Source organism: Alteromonas sp. 76-1, from assembly GCF_900654235.1.
GTDB classification, from domain to species: Bacteria; Pseudomonadota; Gammaproteobacteria; order Enterobacterales; family Alteromonadaceae; genus Alteromonas; species Alteromonas naphthalenivorans.
In genome coordinates, this window is sequence record NZ_LR136958.1 from 1,089,751 (window position 1) to 1,107,740 (window position 17,990).

Sequence of the window (17,990 nt, forward strand, 5' to 3'; positions counted from 1 at the left end):
AACGAAAGTTTTATTACTGTTCGTTATTGATGCCCCCCGCCTAGTAATCAAGCTTTTATGAAAAGCTTTTTGCAACATCTTCTAACAAGCGAATAGACTAGCTTTCAGTACATAGGTTAATGTTTTCGATATCTATATCGTTAGCATCAAAATGAGCGCCACTTGTAAGTTCAATTGACGCTTCGATGTCCGTGGATATTTCTATAATTTCGGTATCGCCATATGCCCAATAAACCTTCTCCGGCAAAAGTGAATTCATTCTATTTAGTATAATCAGAAATTCTTTGCTAACCATTTAACGACTCCCTCTCAGTGCCGTTATCGTAACGCCAAAAAAGAGCAGAAAAACCTGTCCCTTGGTATAGAATGCTGAAGCATAGGATACAGATGCTAGCCTTTGAGGCGAGTGAAGATAATTAAATTCGAATGTAGGAAGATTATGAAGTATTTCCACAAAGCAGTATTTGCGGTTTCAATTTTATTACTGACATCATGCTTGGATACTACGCCGACGGCTAATGAGCTAGAAACAAATGTTAAGTTGTCCTCATCTGGTATATGTCACGACCATACAAGTAGTTCGTACACACGAACGAAAAATTTTAAAGCATTTGATTCACTTCAGGCCTGTTTGGAAGATGGTGGGCGACTACCTAAGTCCAAAACAACGCAATACGACGCTGCTGAGCAGGAAGCAGTTCAAGAAGGTCGAAGCTTTGTTGCTCTATATAACAGAGACGAATGGCCCCACTGGATAGATGATGATGGTGACTGTCAAAACACGCGACACGAATTATTAATATCTACGTCTAGAGCAGCTGTATCTTTCAAAACGGATAAGTCTTGTAACGTGCTCGACGGTGAATGGTTTGACCCATACTCCGGAGAGGTTTTTCATGATTCTATTGCTCTTGACCTAGACCATATTGTGCCCCTGAAATTTGCACACGGCCACGGCGGCGATAAATGGTCTAGAGAAAAAAGAAAAGCCTTTGCTAACGATAGAGAAAATTTACTATTAGTAAAAGCCTCTTTGAATAGGCAAAAAGGGGCTAAAGGGCCCGATGAATGGCTGCCGCCGAATCATCTTTTCCGATGTGAGTATATTGCAAAGTTCACGTACGTCATGGATAAGCATGGCTTAAAACTCGTATCGAGTGAAAAGAGAATAGTGGATAAAATGCTATTAGCATGCAAAGGCTAAAAGTAGTCAGTAAAGGATTACAACGATAAATGAACAAAAGCGACGACGGGCCTGTATCGCGTTGCCTAAAATACTTGGGCGAGGATGGCGGAAACTCTGTAAGGTTCTGAATTATAATCTTTATATTTAAAGCTTATAATTATAAAAGTTGCATATAATTGGATATAAAAGCTCATGCGGTCAAACTCTATCTAGGGGGAGCTTTTTAAAATCACTGTTTCATTTCATGGGGGTGATGATACTCAAGAGTATCAATTTGAAGGTTATCTAAGCGAGTGCTAGGAACTGCTTAGAGCGAAAGGCGGTAGTTGGCTTGAATACCATCGTGCGACTGCTTCAGACAAAGAGCGGACACTCATCCCTCTCTGATTTTAATTCCGTTATGTGCGTCAAGCGGTCGGTGAGATAATCAGCTTTTCAACTATTAATGCCATATCTTGGCGCTAATACACTGTTCAACACCTTGTTAATACGCAGGGAGTTAGGAAAAGTGCCAGAGGCCAACACTACTGGTCACAATACAAATCAAAATTATCGACAACTAGTGTGTTAGGAAACAGACTTTGCGCCTGCTTTTCTAGCTGGTCGGTAAACTCGGTTAAATAGCGGTAATAGATATCGCTGTGCTTACCTATTTCCTTATCGAGCAACTCTTTCAACTTATCAATAATAATTTTTAATGCTGGACGACATGTACCGTCCCAGTAGCTTTTAACAAGATAGTATTGGTGGGTCCTGAGTAAAAGACCTACAATTACCCATAGCGGTTGTGTCGTTATCAAACTTTTTAAATGCAGAATTTCATTCGCTTTAATCGTAGGGGCTAACGATATATGCAGTCCATCCGTATATTCCAAAATGCATATACTTTCTTTTGTGTCAACAAACCAGGACTGAAAGTGTTTACTATACTCTGCAGGACTTTCCTGCCAAGCCATGAGCAACTTGTAAGTAGAAGACAGATTTATTTTGAATGTGAACGCTGCTTGATTAATTGCATTAGAAGTGACTGCAAGATTAAACTTTTCAATATCGCTCGGCTCGGGGCATGAAAAGTATTTTTTTAAGCTTTTGATGTCTGAGATATTGAGATAGTGTAGCCATTCCGCTTTTTCGGTAAATAACGGCTGATGCAAGGTGCTATAAATAGTTTCTGTGATGCAAGCTAAGTTATGCAATGAGATGCCTTTATGGCTAAAATTCTTATGCAAGTCTAGCCACGGAAGCATTTCTTCAAGTCGGCGCTCTTCCTTGTAAGCCGCTATATCCACAGGTGTATTGCACATCAGCATTATAAATGATTTGGCAATATGCGGCGAAAAACCGAGGTACCAGTCACTGCTTTTTGACAGCGGAATAAGAACTCGCATAGCTCCACCAAAGGGACCTTCCAGTGTCTTTTTTAGCAGATCTCCAGCCCTTTCATTATCACCAACCACCTGTAATACAAACAACTCTTCGCAAATTGAGTAGGCCTCAAATAGGGCTTGGAAATTATAGGTATCTTTCGCCAAGAATGTAGATTGATTTGGTTCTCTTGCCGCTATTTTTGCGTAATTTTTTGATTTATCCAAAAACTCATCGTGATCACCATTTAAAGATAGACCAGCGCGTTCTGCACACCATCCAAAGGCTTCCGAGAGCATTTTTGAAAATTCTTGACGGGTTATCCGAGCACTCGGTATTTCGTTGCTATACAAGTAGTCACGAACTTCTGCAACCAAATTGAGATGCTTAAACACGTGATTCATATAAGATAACCTACCAAAACAGATAGCAGCTGAGGCTTTCACTTTACATTCCCCAGTTTTTTGCCACCAGTCCCACAAATTCACCCCTCGATCTGGAATGAGGTCAAAACTGGCAAGCTCCTTTGATAACCAAGTAATGTCACGAACCCAAGCTTCATTGAGTCTCCAATATAGGACGCCGGCTAGGCTACTTGTCATTAACTGGTGGTGCGCGAATTCATGTTGCTCAGCTAGATATGCACTTTTCTCATCATCTGAAAGTCGTTTCCACTTATCGCGATTATCTCTCAATGATCCGGACAAGGTTTCATTTACTTTAATGGAGGTTGCTAGCGTAGTCCTTATACCAATCAAACTCCCAATGAATAAGTAACTACCTTTATTTCCGGACATCAGTGTCGTTGCCTTTTTCTTTGACTTCGCACTTTTGATTTCTATTTTTAAACTCAGACACAAGATGGCCTACATACATCGTAATTAGTTCATCTTTGACAGTGTTTAGCGTATCCACGCCGAATGACAAAATAAAATTCAGAATTTCGGTCTCAGACTTGTTGCCTACAGCGGCCATAGGGTAAACCTCAACTTCGCCAACAAGGTTTTTATTTTCGTTAATAAATTTTCCAAGATGTGCTTTCATTTCCATATCAACGCAATAAATGGTTACTTTGACTTGCTGATTATCGTTAAGCTTTTCTAATTCGACTACATTTATTGTTTCATTGTGCATTTCGTTATTCCCTATTTCTAAAAAGTTAAATGATTGGAACTTTAAGAATTGACAGTTAATAGTAACACTCGTTTCCAATGTAAAACCATATTGTCTGTCTTCATGAGAAAGGTGAAAAGTCCGCAATACGTACACTAAAGACAGTCGGATTTGAAATGCCTGATGTTGAGTTCGGTCACTTCTTGATTGATGGCAAAGAATTGATTCGTCTTTTGCCATTCTCCCCGATATATTCTTCTATCTGAAATTCTCGTTTTACAATAATGCAACATAGTTCAGCTAACCGCATGACAAAATTATGATTTACTTCCGTGGGTTTTTCTTCTTCAAATATGTAACGCCAAGTCACGAACGAATTGTCCGCATTACTCAATTGAATGTCATAATCGCTCCATTCATTTCTTAGTACCTCTTCAATCTCATTTCTAAAGGATGGTTTCAATTTATGCAGTAATTCTTTGAGTCGATGTTTTTTAAACTTCTGGCCTGATTTATATATCAAAGCTTTCATGGCTAATTCCGCACTGAAGGTTGCTAACATTAGCTCTGAAGAACTGAACATAAAGCCATTTTCACGTGAACAGTGATAGGCAGCTCTATAATGCTCTATTGCTTTGGAGGCCGTCATTTCAATTCGCCATGTATCCACGTCTATTCCTCTCTAACAGGCTGTATCTCTACACCAGCATCTTCAAGTTGAAACCAAGCTTCATTTCTTTCATCAACAGCCTGTTCAAGTTCTAATTTAAGTTTTCCAACATCATTTAGCATGAAAATTCCTTTTCAATTCACCTTAGGTTATTTGGCACCATAGCAAATAATAATTCGAAAAATGCATTCTTAAGGCCTTACAAGTAGCACCTAATGAATCTTGTTCAACCTGCTTTTCTTAGAGGCATGGTAGCTTTTTACTGAGAACACCCGATTCCAATGAAAAATCTTCCTCTGTGTTATCAGTAAAAAAAGCTAGACGTCCACTTAACTTACGGAGCAGCCTAACATCAGGGGAAGCATCAATGGTTATCTTGAGGCAATGAGAGGTCGGACAACACCTAGCCTACCGAAAATTTGAGTGCAGCGATTTGTTGTAAGGAACATCCTAGCTTTACTTTGAAGATTTAACTATTCCGGTGTCACAAGTTTCTGGATATAAATGATCGGCTATTCCATGCAGTAGCACACTAATTCTCGCTTGGTCGACACGTACCATTGCCGCTTCTATTTCTCTATGAGCATGACCGGAGCGATATTTATCTGCTTCTTCACGTAAATCAGAGGCGGTTCTTAAACGAATATCCGACGTAGGGGCACCATCTCTAGAAATATATTCATCAATATCGGCGAATAGCTTCTCATCTTGCAACTCAAGAGTAATATTTAAGCATGCCAAGCCGCAACAAGCTGTTCGTAAGGATGCCCAACCAGTCTGGTATTTACCTACCTTATATGTCCAGCTGAGAAGTAAGTCTCGAATTTCAATCGCTTCCGTATCACAACCGTGTTTATGTGCATCTACTGCGGACTTGAATATGCTATCTGCGAGTTGGTATGTTTCAATGTACTTTATTGTTTCTTCATCATCTGGAATCGATGAAAACGCATGAATTAACCAAAGGGCCGACTTTCTAAGTTTGTCCCTATGATGTTCATCGCAAACATCCAAACACGAAACAGCGAGAAGCAATTTAGTAATGTGTACTATCCAGTGGACTAAATCGGATGTAAGTTGAGATCTTTTCTCAATAGCTAACAACAATAATTCTTTTTCATTTCGATACAACCCATCTGCCCACTCCCCTATGTGACGAACAACTCGTTTAGCTGCTTCATCATCACTATTCGCGTTTGACAAAGCACCCACTAATTTTGTTAAACGTGCCATCAATGAGAGGTGGTTAGTCCCAGAATAGTATGACGCTAAAGTTGTGCTATGTACTCGATTTAGAGAAAAATCAGATGTGTTGAGGTACATTTGTGCAATCAATTTTACATCATCTCGCACCTCTTCGGCTGCAAATCGTATTTCATATGACTTGCTTCGAAGCAATTCAAAAGTGAGATTTGCAAGCTGTTTAACTGCTATAAGAGATACGGGCTGATAGTTTTTATCAACAGTGCCCAAACAAGCTATAGTTGCGATTTTCTTCGAAATTAAAGCTACATGCTCCGGCCTGTCATGTACGACTGTTAATAAAGCTACATCTCCAAGAAGCGATACGCCTTTGATTAACACATCAGCCATGTTATGCGGAATAACACTTTCCACAGCACCTAACAGATAACCTGATACAAGATGTGCATGAGATCTTTCAGAGTTATCATCGCCATATTCAATGGATAAATAGAGTTGTGTGAGCTGAAATAGACTCTGTAGATTTTGCTCAATGAATTGCTCATCTTTTCGTGAGATAGCTACTTGTACATTCTGCCGTAAATGCTCTAGTGTATTCGTTAGAAAGCGATCAGATGCGAACGGGTTCTCGAAAATATAGTTATTTGAGAAAAACGTTTGCCCTTTTGTTTTAATATACAACTCATTGATTGCGGCTATTCCATTGAGGGCAACTCGTGAAACCTCATGATCGCCTTGTTCTGCATAGCGTTTTGAAAAGCTAATACAATAGGATATTGATTGTTCGGCTGATGCTGTCCAATTCGGATGTAATTGAAAGTAGGTTACACGATCCATATCGTATTTACCCCTGACTTCTTTATCTTCCTTCCCAGCGCTTGCATTAGCTCGATATATCGGTATCGTCCGCTTTACGTCTCTGTCCCATTTACTAAAATTCTTTTCCGTATCAGCGACAACCAATCCCAACTGCATAGTAGGACTAATCAAAGCAAGCGCTCTTCGGTACGCAAGCAAAAAAAGTAATATTATTAAAAATATACACCAAGCCACTATTGCAGTTGCCGCCGCGACCCAAGATTTATCTGGAATCAAAGCCATCCCAGCCATGATCACAGCCAATGAGAATGTAGAAACAAATGCTCCAAGCAGCCTCACGTCTGAGCTAAACTTTCGAAACAGGCCATGTGGCATGCGCTCAACATTTACCTGCATTGCAAACATAATGAGTGAGAACGCAATCGCGTTGGCACCGAGCATGGCACCACCAAGAGAAAGGAATAGTGCTCTTATTGAGTCTAGGCGTCCTTTTTCGGAAAAATACGCTTCTAGATAATTTTGAAGCGCAGGAACAGAAATTGCACTTATAAACATTAGTATAACTAGAAACAGTAAGCCCAATCTGCCAGCATATCTAGACATGAAGTTATAAAGCCAGTTTTTCCCAATATATAGATATTGCCAACCTTTGGCGTGCCAAAGTGATACTTGCTCTATTGCTCTTGATGCAATTACATGGGATGTTTGCTTTACCCTTCGCCAGAGCGATTTGGCTTGTTTGGTCACAGTTTGTCAGTCCCTTTGTTAAATGAAGCTTCTTAGAGTCATTCCATATTAATAACGTCAATACCGATAAGACACATAACCCCCCCCCCGACTTTGGGGCACATTTACATGGGCTAAAATAACTAGCGAAGCGTGGGAGCCTATTAGTTTGTGTCTCAGCGACGCAGTGAACGCCTACAGTCTTTTTAGGTACGCTTGTTACCATTGATTACCTGATAGAAAAGGTTCGGTAGTGCGCCGATTTCTAATAATGCATCTGTCATTGCTTTAAATAACTTGTCCGTTGCTATATAGAAGTCTTCTATCTCAGATTTAAATTTTATAACATTCAAGTTTGAGATTATTTCATACTGTTGTAAAGCATCAGACTCTCGATGTGCGATTGTATTATGGCGTAATTCAGAAAACTGAGTTGTTATGTTCTTCCTTGATTTTCGCACTTCTTTCAAACTATTGATTAAGTTAGTTTTAGCCTGTTCAGAAATGCCCGTGATGCCATAAATAATCTTCATGTTCTTACCAGTAACTTTCCCCATATCCCATTCATAAATAGTTAATAACAAAGCTCTCAATGCGATATTGCGTTTTGCTTCATTAGGATGAGCAAAAGCATCGGGTTTTAATGCTTGAATGTCCCTTTCAGCAAGCAAGAAAAACAAACAAATATTGAAGAACTCTTTAGTTGCTGGAAAAAGGTCTTCGTCTAACTTTTTAAGTTGGGTCACTATTGCATTGATAGCACTCCCTATTGCTTCATCTGTAATACGATGATTCTTTATTAATTTTCTATGAAGCTTACATAGAAGTAATTTTTGGAGCATTTTTCCATACTTTTTATGAAGTTTATAACGAAACCACCGTTCTTGGATTGTTTTACTTTTATCCCAAAACCTACTTGACGGCATAAACTCTCCTTTGCGCACCTAACAGCATATTACTGAGACTTCATGGTAACAGTCGCTTCGATTAAAAAATCATATTCTGTTATTTTCGCAGGAAGAATATGAAATGTTCGCTTCACGTACAAAACGGTAATTTGATTAGGCAGGGTAAGCTTGCCCAACACATATAGTTATTTGATTTATTGGTATGTAATTTGAGCTATCGAATAAAAATTTTAGCCTTCAAACTATATTGCTAACTCGGTTTCGTTCAATTGATTGTCGGGTAAATCTACTTTGGTATGTGTATTGAGTATCTTGAGAGATTGATAATACTCATCTGCACTAGGAACTCGTGAAATAAGTGCATCAATGTGCATTTTGTTTAACTCTTTTTCTACATCATCAATTGATACCCTGAAAAACTCCTTTCGGTGGTTTACACGATTTAATCGTTTAGTATCAAAGAGCCTATGTAATATTGATTCAAGGTTTGGTGCGTCATCGGACTCGATAAGTGCGTGTACATCAAAGGTAAAAGGTACAGAAGCATCTCCAAGCTCTCTCACTCTGTCCATTGGCTCTAAACGTCGGGTCATGCCAATTTTTAGTACGTCTTCACCGAAACTACCAATATTTGAGATAATATAAACGTGACCTTGTTTAGTTTCCTGTGCGCGACTTTTTGCACGCTTCATTTTTTCCTGGGCTAGCGCTAATTCAGATTTAAGAGCGTTAAGCTGCTCTTGGTAGGCCAGCCTTTCTTGTTCGGATTTTTCAGCGAGTTCAGCCTCAAGTTTAGCGATGGCGGCTGCCTTAATTGCCTCTTCTTTTTCAGCCTCTTTTTGGACTTTCATCGCTTCTTCACGTGCTTTTTTCTCTTCCCGTTGTTGCTCTCTTAATTCGCGTTGTTCCTCTTTCGCAATCTGTTTCGCTTTTTTATAGTTAATTTCAATCTCTAGTCGCTTCATCAACAGCGTCTTCATTTCGCTATTAATTTCGGCGCGACTATCAATTGCTTTGACCAGTGCTTCAGTCGCTATGATTGTCTCCGCCAGCTTTTCAGCAGCAAGGTGGCCACTTGACGCTGTAACCTTAGAGCAAAGCATTTCAACTACGCTAAGAAGTAGTGCCCCCGCCATATCCGCTTTTGCAGAAATGGCAACAAATTTCCCAACGTTAACATCTGCGTTGTGACCTCTGACATTGTCGATAGCATCGATGGCAAGCTTTTTCAGTCTAGCTTTGACTGCTTTCCTGTCATCAACATAGCTTTTACTTGATTGAAGATCGTCTTCTGTTAAAAGTTCTATATCGGCAGCATGTTGACAACTGCGGTCGGTAATACCATCTATGAGTGCTCTGGACTCTTTTAAGCGTGCACGGATCTCTTTATCTGCTTCTTTCAATCTTTCGATGCGAGCATCTGAGGCAGCTTCACGGTTATTTATGTCCTCGATACGTCGGTTAATATCTGCGTCAGTTTCGGCTTTTTTAGCTTTTGCTTCGCTCACTATTTTCATACTGCGAGATTTTGCGTTGCTAATGAGTTTGTTAAAAAGTCTTTGTTTTGTGGTGTATCGGTGTGCCGCCATTAATACAATGATGACAAAAAAGAGAAAGGCTAATAGGGCAAAGTAATAGTCCATGGATATTCCCTTATCATTAACTAGTAGAGTAAGGGTCTCATTATTGAGCAATGATTGCTAATTGATTACTTAAGTGGGAGCCACACAAAGCTAACTAAAACTCGCTATTCTTTCTAATCAAGGGCGTCATATGAATTCTTAGAAACAAAACCATGCTCTGTTAGCCATGTATTCATTTCAGAGAAAGAATGGGGGCCTTCATTCGTGATTCATATGACTTAGAGGACAAAGAAGGAATACTTGAATTAGAACGGCAGCTTTCGGCAAAACTGTCCGTCACTTTAAATTGGATGTTGAGCATACCGGCAAATAGAAATGCTTGATGTTAAAGAAACAGAGAATGTAATCTATGGTTGTACTCACTTAAATACTGTCTTTTGAGAAACAAGAAGCTGCAGGTAGTTGCCTCTTGAACGAGATTCTCATTTCGAATGACGATCGCCAAAAATTCGCAATTGGTCATAATGACGACAAGCTTTGTACGACATTTCCTACAAAAGTGTAGGAAATGTGGGTTTTTTTTCGTGGTTTATATCTAGACTAAAGTCTAATGTTGTTGATTTATATAAGTTTTTTATATGTAGATCATTTTAGCTCCTTATTTTCTCCTTAATTTATTGTAATTCTGCCTAGCGGGAATTCTTGGTAGGGATATTATTAATGGCGTCACAGGGAAACACGATGAGTCAGGATGATTTTAAGGACAACCTTGGACAACTTAAGGAAGAGAATCCCTTAACAGGAGTGAGGGGAGATGGAAAAGCAGGAAGCATCACAGGGATGATAAGCGCACCGGACGTGCTGAAATGGAATTACTAAAGGGACAAGCAAGGAAAGCGCAAGCGATAAGGAATCGCAACAGGAAGTAGAAAGGATTTGGCGAAGGATCGTCATAAAAAGGAAAGATATAGGATATATCGTAAAGGAAAGCTTGGAAGGCTTAAGCAAGGATAGTTTGCGCAGGATGCGTAAGAGCAAGGCAGCTCAGGAACGAACGGACCGCTTAAGGATTGAGCTAGTTGCACAGGATGTGTAATGCAGAAAGGATGAAAGGATAGGAACACCAGCTTTTGCTGGCAAGGAACAGCCTTAGGATGAGGCCCCCACGTGCAGGATAGGTGGGATGCTTAGGATAAATGGAAAGGGATTTACGCAAGGACGGGTAACTCGCACGGGAACACGCGAGAGAAGATGGAAAGGGGCGTATATGGATTTTAATCGGGAAGATTTTAGTCGCAAAGGAACGCAGAGAGGGAAACTCAAAATTCCAGGAAAAGGGGTAGCAGAGAGGCTACCCCTTTTTTTTTGCGTAATTTTTGGCGTTGTCACTAAAACGCTCACGTTTCTAGACGCCTATTGCGCTCGGCATAGCCATCTCGTTCATACCTAATTTATAGCGGGCTAACAAACTCGAAGAACTTAATTAACTCTGTGAGGTGGTAGGGTAGTTCTAATAATATGTTTGCCCACTAACTCCACTTCTCCGCTGTATCTGTCTTCACCATTACCGGAAAATTCAAACACAAAGATATTATGCCAATCAGGCTTGCTGTAGTTGAAGGTAATGCGGGTTTTGGCTCTGGCAATGCTGAGCAGTTGCAGTTGATTGTTTTTACAGTACTGGCGCAAGTAACTATCAGTAAATTCAGAAATACTTCGTATGCGCCAAAACTGAAAAGCGACAAAGCCCAGCCCTAGCCATAACGTTAACTCAAGTAATGTCATTCATTACCCCTTAGTTTGAGAAAACAGCGTGCCAATTGCGCTGGCCAGTAAGTCACTGCGTTCTGGGGTTCTTAGTATGCCTAGTACTAATTCACGTAACTGGGGCACTTGAACAAGATCAGAGAAGAAGCCGCGAAATACGTCGCCATTATAGTTTTCTTGGTTATCGACCTCGGCAACGGCTTCAAAAAATAGCAGTAGTAATTTCTCGTCCATTTGCTGAAAATGGCGGGCAGCAATAACACTTAATATATCCAAGCGATTCAATTTCTTAGCTTCAAAGTGCGACACTAATTGCGTATATATAGTGTCGTTTTTGGTCTCACAAGACAAACCCCGTAGGGCGGCTAAACTTATTTCATCACCGTCTAACACTGAAAGCATGCATTGGTTAAGGGGGGCAGGTACGTTCGCAACTTCGGCCATTTCCATAAAAGCCCGTTGAAATGGTTCGGCAAAAAGTGAAAAGTTACGCAGCACACTGCCTTGCACTTCTTGTGCGTTGTCCATTGAGTCTAATCTGATGACCACATCCGCAATTGCCTGTAAGGGAATGGTTTGCCAGTCAGCCACCTGAGGCGCTTTCACATAGGCGATAACATGCTGTGCGCTGGCGCTAATTGGCTGATTTAGCTTTGCACGAACCAGTGCATTAAATTGCGCAAGTAATGACTGCGCGGGCACAAATGAATAAGGATTATCTGGCAATGTGTTAGCCGCTTCAGAATCATCAGAAATTGATTGGCCGAGTGCTTCGACAATAATTTGCAGAAAATGGTTTCTTGAAGCCGCTACCACTAATCCCTGCTCGTCTAGAGGGAGTTTGATAAACCAAATATAGTGCTGATTTGAGCTGTTTTTATTCCAAAAAACAATGCCGAACCACGCATGTTGCTGGCGAGGGAAGGGCGCAACAGTTGAACCATTCTCAATATCCAAAAACGCCTGATTGTCTAAAGCGGTAAGTCTTCGACCCATATCAAAAACAATATATTCTGTACCTGCATGCAATAAAAATTCGCTGATAGAGTTAATACTGTTAGCGTTCATTTCAGGCGTTCTCACTTCATAAAACTGATTTTAGGGCGCAAAGTTTAGCATATTTTAGTTGCCGACAGGCAACGGCATTGTTCTTTTAAAGGTGCGAGCGGAATGAGCACTGCCTCTGGTATACTGCTGGCCAGATTTTTACGGCAAACCTTAAACCATGTAATGACTATGAAGTTAATAGAAGAATTCGAGTATCATTTAAATGCGCTAGAAACCGCGCTGCGCCAAACTAAAACGTGGCCGAACAAAGCACCTAGCAAGGCACAACTAGCCAGTACTGCCCCTTTTGCTATTGATACCCTGTCTTTTTTCGAATGGTTGGCGTATGTTTTTGTGCCTAAATGTCATCACCTAATAGCAATAGGTCAGTTACCTGGGAAGATGGCAATTTCCCCTGCGGCGCAGATGTATGTGCCAAACTGCCCCGAATCTATCTTAGTTTCGTTGCTTGCTCTTGATAAACTAACCGAACCTAATAAGAAGTAAATTATGCCTGAAGAATTATCGGTTAGCCCGAGTGAAAAGGCTGACAGCAATAGTGTGCAGCCATACCCGCCACTTAATATTTTATATCAAGATGAGCATATCGTGGCCATTGATAAACCGCCGGGTTTATTAGTGCATAGAAGCCCTATCGACAGGCATGAAACTCGCTTCGCCGTGCAGACATTAAGGGATCAGCTCAACAAGCATGTATTCCCAGCACACCGTTTAGATAGACCAACATCCGGTGTACTCTTGTTTAGTTTTGACAGTAAAACGGCAGCGCAGCTTGGCCAGCAGTTGATGAATAAGCAGGTGCAAAAGCAGTATCACGCTATTGTTCGTGGTTATGTTAAACATTCAGGGCTCATCGATTATGCGCTAAAATATCGCTACGATAAAATTGCCGATAAACATAAGCGCCCGCAGCAGGCACCGCAGCAAGCCACAACGGTATACGAAAGTTTAGCGAACTATGAATTACCTTTCGCCGTAGGTAAGTATGAAACCGCTCGCTATTCATTAGTTAAACTTTTGCCCTCGACAGGACGCAAACATCAATTGCGTCGTCATATGGTACATATTAGGCACCCTATCTTGGGTGATACCACCCACGGAGACGGAAAACAGAACAAATTTTTGCAAACACACTTTAGTTTTCAGAATTTGGCCTTAAGTTGTACGCAGATGGGTTTTTATCACCCGATAACCGGAAAGTGGCTATCGGTGTCTGTTAGAATGCATTCAGAAATGCAACGAGTGTTAGATGCGTGGCAAGAATATCAGGTTTAAGGTTTGGGCTAGAAAGTGTGATGCTTAAACGGGAAACCCACACGATTTGAAAAGATAATGAGGAAGTAATGGCAACATTAAAAATTTTTGCAGGTACCGTGTATGGCAATGCGCAACATGTAGCAGAGCAAGTTGAAGAAAATCTTGCAGAGCAAGGTGTAGATTGCGAGCTTGAGAGCGATCCTTCAGTAAGCGACTTTACCGATGCCGACGCTATCTTATTGATTACTTCTACGACTGGCCAAGGCGATGTTCCACCAAACTTAGAATTTGTCTTCTCTGATTTGAAAGACGAGTTTCCATTGCTAAAAGACAAGCCTTTTGCTGTTGCTGCGTTAGGTGATAGTAGTTACGGGGAAAGTTTTTGTGGAGCCGGTCGTCAATTCAATGAATTGTTATTAGAGCTTCAAGGTAAAGCGGTAGCCGACATGCTAGAAGTGGATGCCCTTGAGACCCTTGAACCTGAAGCTATGGTTATTGAGTGGGTTAACGGTATCAAAGCTCAGTTAGGCGTGTAACGAGGTTCGACAACAATCTCAAAAAATAAAAAAGGGCGCTAGGCGCCCTTTTTTAATGCAAAACGTTTAATTCGTGAGTACAGACTTATTCAACACCACGTAGTAGGGCATTAATACCTACTTTTGCACGGGTTTTAGCATCTACTTTCTTCACGATAATGGCAGCATATAGGCTGTACTTACCATCTGGGCTTGGCATGTTGCCTGAAACTACTACAGAGCCCGCAGGTACGCGACCATAATGTACTTCGCCGGTTTCACGGTCGTAAATACGGGTGCTTTGGCTAATGTAAACGCCCATTGAAATAACTGCGCCTTCTTCAACAATAACGCCTTCAACAATTTCAGAGCGTGCGCCAATAAAGCAGTTATCTTCAATAATAGTAGGGTTCGCTTGAAGTGGCTCTAAAACACCACCAATGCCTACGCCGCCAGATAAGTGAACGTTCTTACCGATTTGTGCGCAAGAACCAACCGTTGCCCATGTATCTACCATGGTGCCTTCGTCAACGAATGCACCAATGTTTACGTATGAAGGCATAACAACCGCATTTTTACCCACGAAGGTACCGGTACGGACTGCAGCCGGAGGCACAATACGCGCGCCGTCATTAGCAAATTGTTCAGCAGTATAGTTGCTGTATTTCAACGGTACTTTGTCGTAGTAACGGCTCTCAGCACCTTCAATAACGTCGTTGTTATGTAGGCGGAAGAAAAGCAAAACGGCTTTCTTTAACCACTGATGAACAACCCACTCGCCCGCGATTTTTTCAGCTACACGCGCTTTTCCGCTATTAAGCAATGCAATAGCATCAGCAACGGCTTGTTTCACTTCTGCTGGAGCAGAAGAAGGGCTAATGTTGTCGCGGTTTTCGAAGGCGTCTTCAATAATGGCTTTCAATTCATTCATGGTATCGTGATATCTTCAAGTTGATCGAGTTTAAACAAGATACGCTTTTTCAAGCTCACTTGTTGTTCTTGGGTTAATGCTTTGCCAGCATCATTACTGACAATAAATATATCTTCTGCGCGCTCGCCGATAGTAGCAATTTTTGCCAGCTTCAAGGTGACATTAGTATCAACAAAAGCATGGCCAATTTTAGCTAATATGCCTGGCGCGTCTAGTGCTTCTAACTCAACGAGTGTCGCTTCATCGCTCACTCCGAAAAAGCGTACTTTAGTAGGCACGTCTAGCTGTTTCATTTGACGAGGTAGTTTACGCTTATTTTCGTGTGAACGGCCTGGTTTTTCAAGTTGGGTGCTAATCGCTTTTTCTAACGATTGTATACGAGAATCTGACGATAGCCTTGAACCATCATTCTCAAGCACCAACATGCTATCAAACACATAGCCATCGCGGGTTACGGTAACATGGGCATCGTGAATAGAGCAATTACGGCTGTCTAATACGGAAGCCACTTGTGCAAATAAGGCTTTTCTATCTTTACCGAAAAGAAAAATTTCCGTGCCGCCTTTTGCACTGTTGTCATTGGCTTTAACAAGAAGCTGGTCGCTATCTGGTGTTAGCCAATCATCCTGAGCCTTAACGATTTCTTCGGTATGCCATGCAATTTGTGTTGGCTTGAATCGTACAAAATAGTCATCATCTAACCGTGCCCATAACCCATCAATTGATGCAGAGTTAACCCCGCGTTCGTGCAAAATTTGTTGCGCTTGATATTTATGAGTAGTCACTCGCTCACTTAATGTTACCTGGCACTGTAACCCGTTATCTAATGCTTTTTGCGTCATTAAATAAAGCTCTCTAAGCAGAGATGCTTTCCAATCGTTCCATAAATTATCATTGGTTGCACGAATGTCGGCAAGGGTAAGTGTATAAAGTAAGTTCAAGTGGTTATGGCTTCTTACCGCGCCAGCAAATTCACTGATAACGTCTGGATCGTAGATGTCTCTGCGCTGTGCTACGACTGACATTAGCAGGTGGTTTTCAACGAGCCAGCTTATCATGGCCGCGTCGTTTGCCGGTACATCATGCTGTTCACAGAACTTAGCAACATCGATAGCGCCTAATGTTGAGTGGTCGCCATTACGACCTTTGGCGATATCGTGAAATATAGCGGCAATATACAATACTTCTGGCTTATCTAAATTTCGACAGATGCGACCACAGCGTGGGAAATCTTTGTTCTCTTTCGAGAAAAAGTAATTCACGTGCTTCACTAAGCGGTGCGTATGTTCATCCACCGTGTAGGCGTGAAACAAATCAAATTGCATCATTCCTACTATGGCATCCCACTCAGGTAAATAAGCCTGTAAAATGCCGTACTGATGCATAATGTCCCAACCAAAATTAAAAAAGTCGGGTTGTTTAAGCAAGATCATCAGCTTTTCACGGCATGCGGGGCGCTCAACAAAGTAAGCATTTTCAAATGCGCGATGTGCGTTTCTTATTTGGCGAATACAGGTAGTACTTAAACCTTGCACTTCAGGGGTGTTAGTGACCACATTTAAAAAGTCTAAAATGGCTTCTGGCGAAGAAAAAGCATTCTCATGACGAGGCGAAATCATATTATCGAGTAATTCGAAATCTTCGTTGATCATCGCGGTACGCTGAACGCTCTGATTAAGCATGTCATACTTGAACCGTTGTAAAAGCATCTGGTTCAATTCAGAAACCCGGGCAATGGTGCGGAAAAAGTCACGCATCATTTTTTCTACTGAGCTTTTACCTTCTTCTCCGTACCCCATCATGGTGGCAACATCAGGTTGGTAATCGAAAAGAAGTCGATTTTCACTTCGCCCGGCAATGAGATGTAAGGCGCAGCGCATTTTCCACAAATGCATCCTACAGGTTATTAATTCGCTGTGTTCTTGCTCGGTGAAATAGCCGTGACCTACAAGGTTCCAGCCGTCATATTCTTTAAAGTGTTTTTTCGCTACCCAACCAATAGACTGAATGTCTCTTAAGCAGCCTGGGTTTTCTTTTATATTGGGTTCAAGGTTGTAAGCCGTACCGTTAAATTTAGCGTGACGTCGTTTTTGTTCATCGTACTTCGCTGAGAAAAACGCCTTACTCGACCATGAGTTTCTGCCGTTAACTTCATCCCACAGTTTTTCAAAAATAGACTCGCTGCCGCAAAGCAGTCGACTTTCTACGAGGTTAGTGGCAATGGAAATATCGTCTTTGGCAAGGCTGACGGTTTCTTTGATGGTACGTACTGACTGACCCACATCAAGCTTAATATCCCAAAGCAGAGTAATAAAACGACTTACTTTTTCTTGGGTGTCGGGCTTAAGGGTTCGTTTGCTCACTATCAGCAAATCAATGTCGGAATAAGGTTGAAGGTGCCCGCGTCCATAGCCACCTACGGCACATAATGCTAATTCACTTTCATTGTCTAAACCGTAGAGGTGCCACAAATGACACAAAAGGGCATCAACGAATTGAGCACGCCCAGTCACAAGTTGGTTAACAGGAATGCTATCGAATGACGCTTTTATCCATGCATAGCTATCTTCTACACACGACTTGATGGCAACTAAGTCGTCAACCGACGTTATTTGATCAATATTTTTTATTAGGGATTGCAGCGTCAAATTACACCTTCTATGCGTACAGCTTTTTGAACACACTGAACCTTATCATGAAATGAAACGAAATCGCAGTGCCGATTAGTTGCATACCCAAGGCGATATTGTGAATAAATATACGAAAATGTTATAGGTATGCTGCAAGTATAAGATGAAATATCACACCGCTATTTTCAAGGCAGGCAATAGGACTGATAGCAATAGGACTGATAGCAATAGGGCTGATAGCTATAGGAC

General features: G+C 41.3%; 16 protein-coding genes. 5 read left to right on the plus strand and 11 right to left on the minus strand.

Annotated features, from left to right (window positions below):
• Nucleotides 1-97 precede the first annotated feature (97 nt).
• Nucleotides 98-295, minus strand: a complete 198-nt coding sequence (locus ALT761_RS20570; RefSeq protein WP_232043534.1) for a hypothetical protein — start codon at nt 293-295, stop codon at nt 98-100.
• 144 nt (nt 296-439) lie between these two features.
• On the opposite strand from ALT761_RS20570, the gene ALT761_RS04565 reads away from it, so the two are divergent.
• A complete protein-coding gene (locus tag ALT761_RS04565; RefSeq protein WP_129736915.1) occupies nt 440-1,204 on the plus strand; it encodes an HNH endonuclease family protein in 765 nt (254 codons plus the stop codon).
• Between the two features lie 506 nt (nt 1,205-1,710).
• Here the strand turns inward: ALT761_RS04565 and ALT761_RS04570 are convergent.
• From ALT761_RS04570 to ALT761_RS04595, 6 genes are all read right to left on the minus strand, one after another.
• On the minus strand, nt 1,711-3,348 hold the full coding sequence (locus tag ALT761_RS04570) for a hypothetical protein (protein ID WP_129736917.1): 1,638 nt from the start codon (nt 3,346-3,348) through the stop codon (nt 1,711-1,713).
• The gene (locus ALT761_RS04575; RefSeq protein ID WP_129736919.1) at nt 3,335-3,685 is read right to left on the minus strand and encodes a hypothetical protein; all 351 of its coding nucleotides are present in this window, start codon (nt 3,683-3,685) and stop codon (nt 3,335-3,337) included. Before ALT761_RS04575 ends, ALT761_RS04570 begins: the two co-directional genes overlap by 14 nt.
• A gap of 175 nt (nt 3,686-3,860) precedes the next feature.
• Nucleotides 3,861-4,334: a HEPN domain-containing protein gene (locus ALT761_RS04580; protein WP_129736921.1), complete on the minus strand. Its 474-nt coding sequence runs from the start codon at nt 4,332-4,334 to the stop codon at nt 3,861-3,863.
• Nucleotides 4,335-4,790: 456 nt separating this feature from the next.
• Nucleotides 4,791-7,103: a hypothetical protein gene (locus ALT761_RS04585; RefSeq protein WP_129736923.1), complete on the minus strand. Its 2,313-nt coding sequence runs from the start codon at nt 7,101-7,103 to the stop codon at nt 4,791-4,793.
• A 185-nt stretch (nt 7,104-7,288) separates the two neighbouring features.
• A complete protein-coding gene (locus ALT761_RS04590) occupies nt 7,289-8,008 on the minus strand; it encodes a hypothetical protein (RefSeq protein ID WP_129736925.1) in 720 nt (239 codons plus the stop codon).
• Nucleotides 8,009-8,232: 224 nt separating this feature from the next.
• Nucleotides 8,233-9,633 (minus strand): GIY-YIG nuclease family protein, encoded by a 1,401-nt coding sequence (locus ALT761_RS04595; protein WP_129736927.1) that lies wholly within the window; start codon nt 9,631-9,633, stop codon nt 8,233-8,235.
• Between the two features lie 681 nt (nt 9,634-10,314).
• On the opposite strand from ALT761_RS04595, the gene ALT761_RS20575 reads away from it, so the two are divergent.
• Entirely contained in the window at nt 10,315-10,452 is a 138-nt protein-coding gene (locus ALT761_RS20575; protein WP_172602850.1) for a hypothetical protein, read from the plus strand.
• A gap of 600 nt (nt 10,453-11,052) precedes the next feature.
• Here the strand turns inward: ALT761_RS20575 and ALT761_RS04600 are convergent.
• On the minus strand, nt 11,053-11,358 hold the full coding sequence (locus ALT761_RS04600; RefSeq protein ID WP_013785197.1) for a DUF3301 domain-containing protein: 306 nt from the start codon (nt 11,356-11,358) through the stop codon (nt 11,053-11,055).
• Nucleotides 11,359-11,361: 3 nt separating this feature from the next.
• The gene (locus ALT761_RS04605) at nt 11,362-12,408 is read right to left on the minus strand and encodes a DUF3549 family protein (protein WP_129736929.1); all 1,047 of its coding nucleotides are present in this window, start codon (nt 12,406-12,408) and stop codon (nt 11,362-11,364) included.
• A 102-nt stretch (nt 12,409-12,510) separates the two neighbouring features.
• On the opposite strand from ALT761_RS04605, the gene ALT761_RS04610 reads away from it, so the two are divergent.
• The 3 genes from ALT761_RS04610 (at nt 12,511) to ALT761_RS04620 (ending at nt 14,201) form a co-directional block, all read left to right on the plus strand.
• Nucleotides 12,511-12,894 (plus strand): YqcC family protein, encoded by a 384-nt coding sequence (locus ALT761_RS04610; RefSeq protein ID WP_129736931.1) that lies wholly within the window; start codon nt 12,511-12,513, stop codon nt 12,892-12,894.
• 3 nt (nt 12,895-12,897) lie between these two features.
• Nucleotides 12,898-13,683 (plus strand): tRNA pseudouridine(65) synthase TruC, encoded by a 786-nt coding sequence (gene truC, locus ALT761_RS04615; protein ID WP_129736933.1) that lies wholly within the window; start codon nt 12,898-12,900, stop codon nt 13,681-13,683.
• Between the two features lie 68 nt (nt 13,684-13,751).
• Nucleotides 13,752-14,201 carry a flavodoxin gene (locus tag ALT761_RS04620; protein WP_129736935.1) on the plus strand — a complete coding sequence of 150 codons (450 nt, stop codon included), beginning with the start codon at nt 13,752-13,754 and terminating at the stop codon, nt 14,199-14,201.
• An 85-nt stretch (nt 14,202-14,286) separates the two neighbouring features.
• Here ALT761_RS04620 and dapD read toward each other — a convergent pair whose 3' ends face one another.
• Nucleotides 14,287-15,111: a 2,3,4,5-tetrahydropyridine-2,6-dicarboxylate N-succinyltransferase gene (gene dapD / locus ALT761_RS04625; protein ID WP_013785192.1), complete on the minus strand. Its 825-nt coding sequence runs from the start codon at nt 15,109-15,111 to the stop codon at nt 14,287-14,289.
• Nucleotides 15,108-17,759: a [protein-PII] uridylyltransferase gene (gene glnD / locus ALT761_RS04630; RefSeq protein WP_129736937.1), complete on the minus strand. Its 2,652-nt coding sequence runs from the start codon at nt 17,757-17,759 to the stop codon at nt 15,108-15,110. The genes dapD and glnD overlap by 4 nt, the downstream gene beginning before the upstream one ends.
• Nucleotides 17,760-17,990 lie beyond the last annotated feature (231 nt).

Coding starts and splice junctions, on each gene's coding strand:
- ALT761_RS04620 (WP_129736935.1), top strand. CDS start 13,752: ATGGCAACATTAAAAATTTTTGCAGGTACCGTGTATGGCAATGCGCAA.
- ALT761_RS04590 (WP_129736925.1), bottom strand. CDS start 8,008: ATGCCGTCAAGTAGGTTTTGGGATAAAAGTAAAACAATCCAAGAACGG.
- ALT761_RS04595 (WP_129736927.1), bottom strand. CDS start 9,633: ATGGACTATTACTTTGCCCTATTAGCCTTTCTCTTTTTTGTCATCATT.
- ALT761_RS04610 (WP_129736931.1), top strand. CDS start 12,511: ATGAGCACTGCCTCTGGTATACTGCTGGCCAGATTTTTACGGCAAACC.
- ALT761_RS04600 (WP_013785197.1), bottom strand. CDS start 11,358: ATGACATTACTTGAGTTAACGTTATGGCTAGGGCTGGGCTTTGTCGCT.
- ALT761_RS20575 (WP_172602850.1), top strand. CDS start 10,315: ATGAGTCAGGATGATTTTAAGGACAACCTTGGACAACTTAAGGAAGAG.
- ALT761_RS04575 (WP_129736919.1), bottom strand. CDS start 3,685: ATGCACAATGAAACAATAAATGTAGTCGAATTAGAAAAGCTTAACGAT.
- ALT761_RS04570 (WP_129736917.1), bottom strand. CDS start 3,348: ATGTCCGGAAATAAAGGTAGTTACTTATTCATTGGGAGTTTGATTGGT.
- ALT761_RS04605 (WP_129736929.1), bottom strand. CDS start 12,408: ATGAACGCTAACAGTATTAACTCTATCAGCGAATTTTTATTGCATGCA.
- truC (WP_129736933.1), top strand. CDS start 12,898: ATGCCTGAAGAATTATCGGTTAGCCCGAGTGAAAAGGCTGACAGCAAT.
- ALT761_RS20570 (WP_232043534.1), bottom strand. CDS start 295: ATGGTTAGCAAAGAATTTCTGATTATACTAAATAGAATGAATTCACTT.
- ALT761_RS04565 (WP_129736915.1), top strand. CDS start 440: ATGAAGTATTTCCACAAAGCAGTATTTGCGGTTTCAATTTTATTACTG.
- dapD (WP_013785192.1), bottom strand. CDS start 15,111: ATGAATGAATTGAAAGCCATTATTGAAGACGCCTTCGAAAACCGCGAC.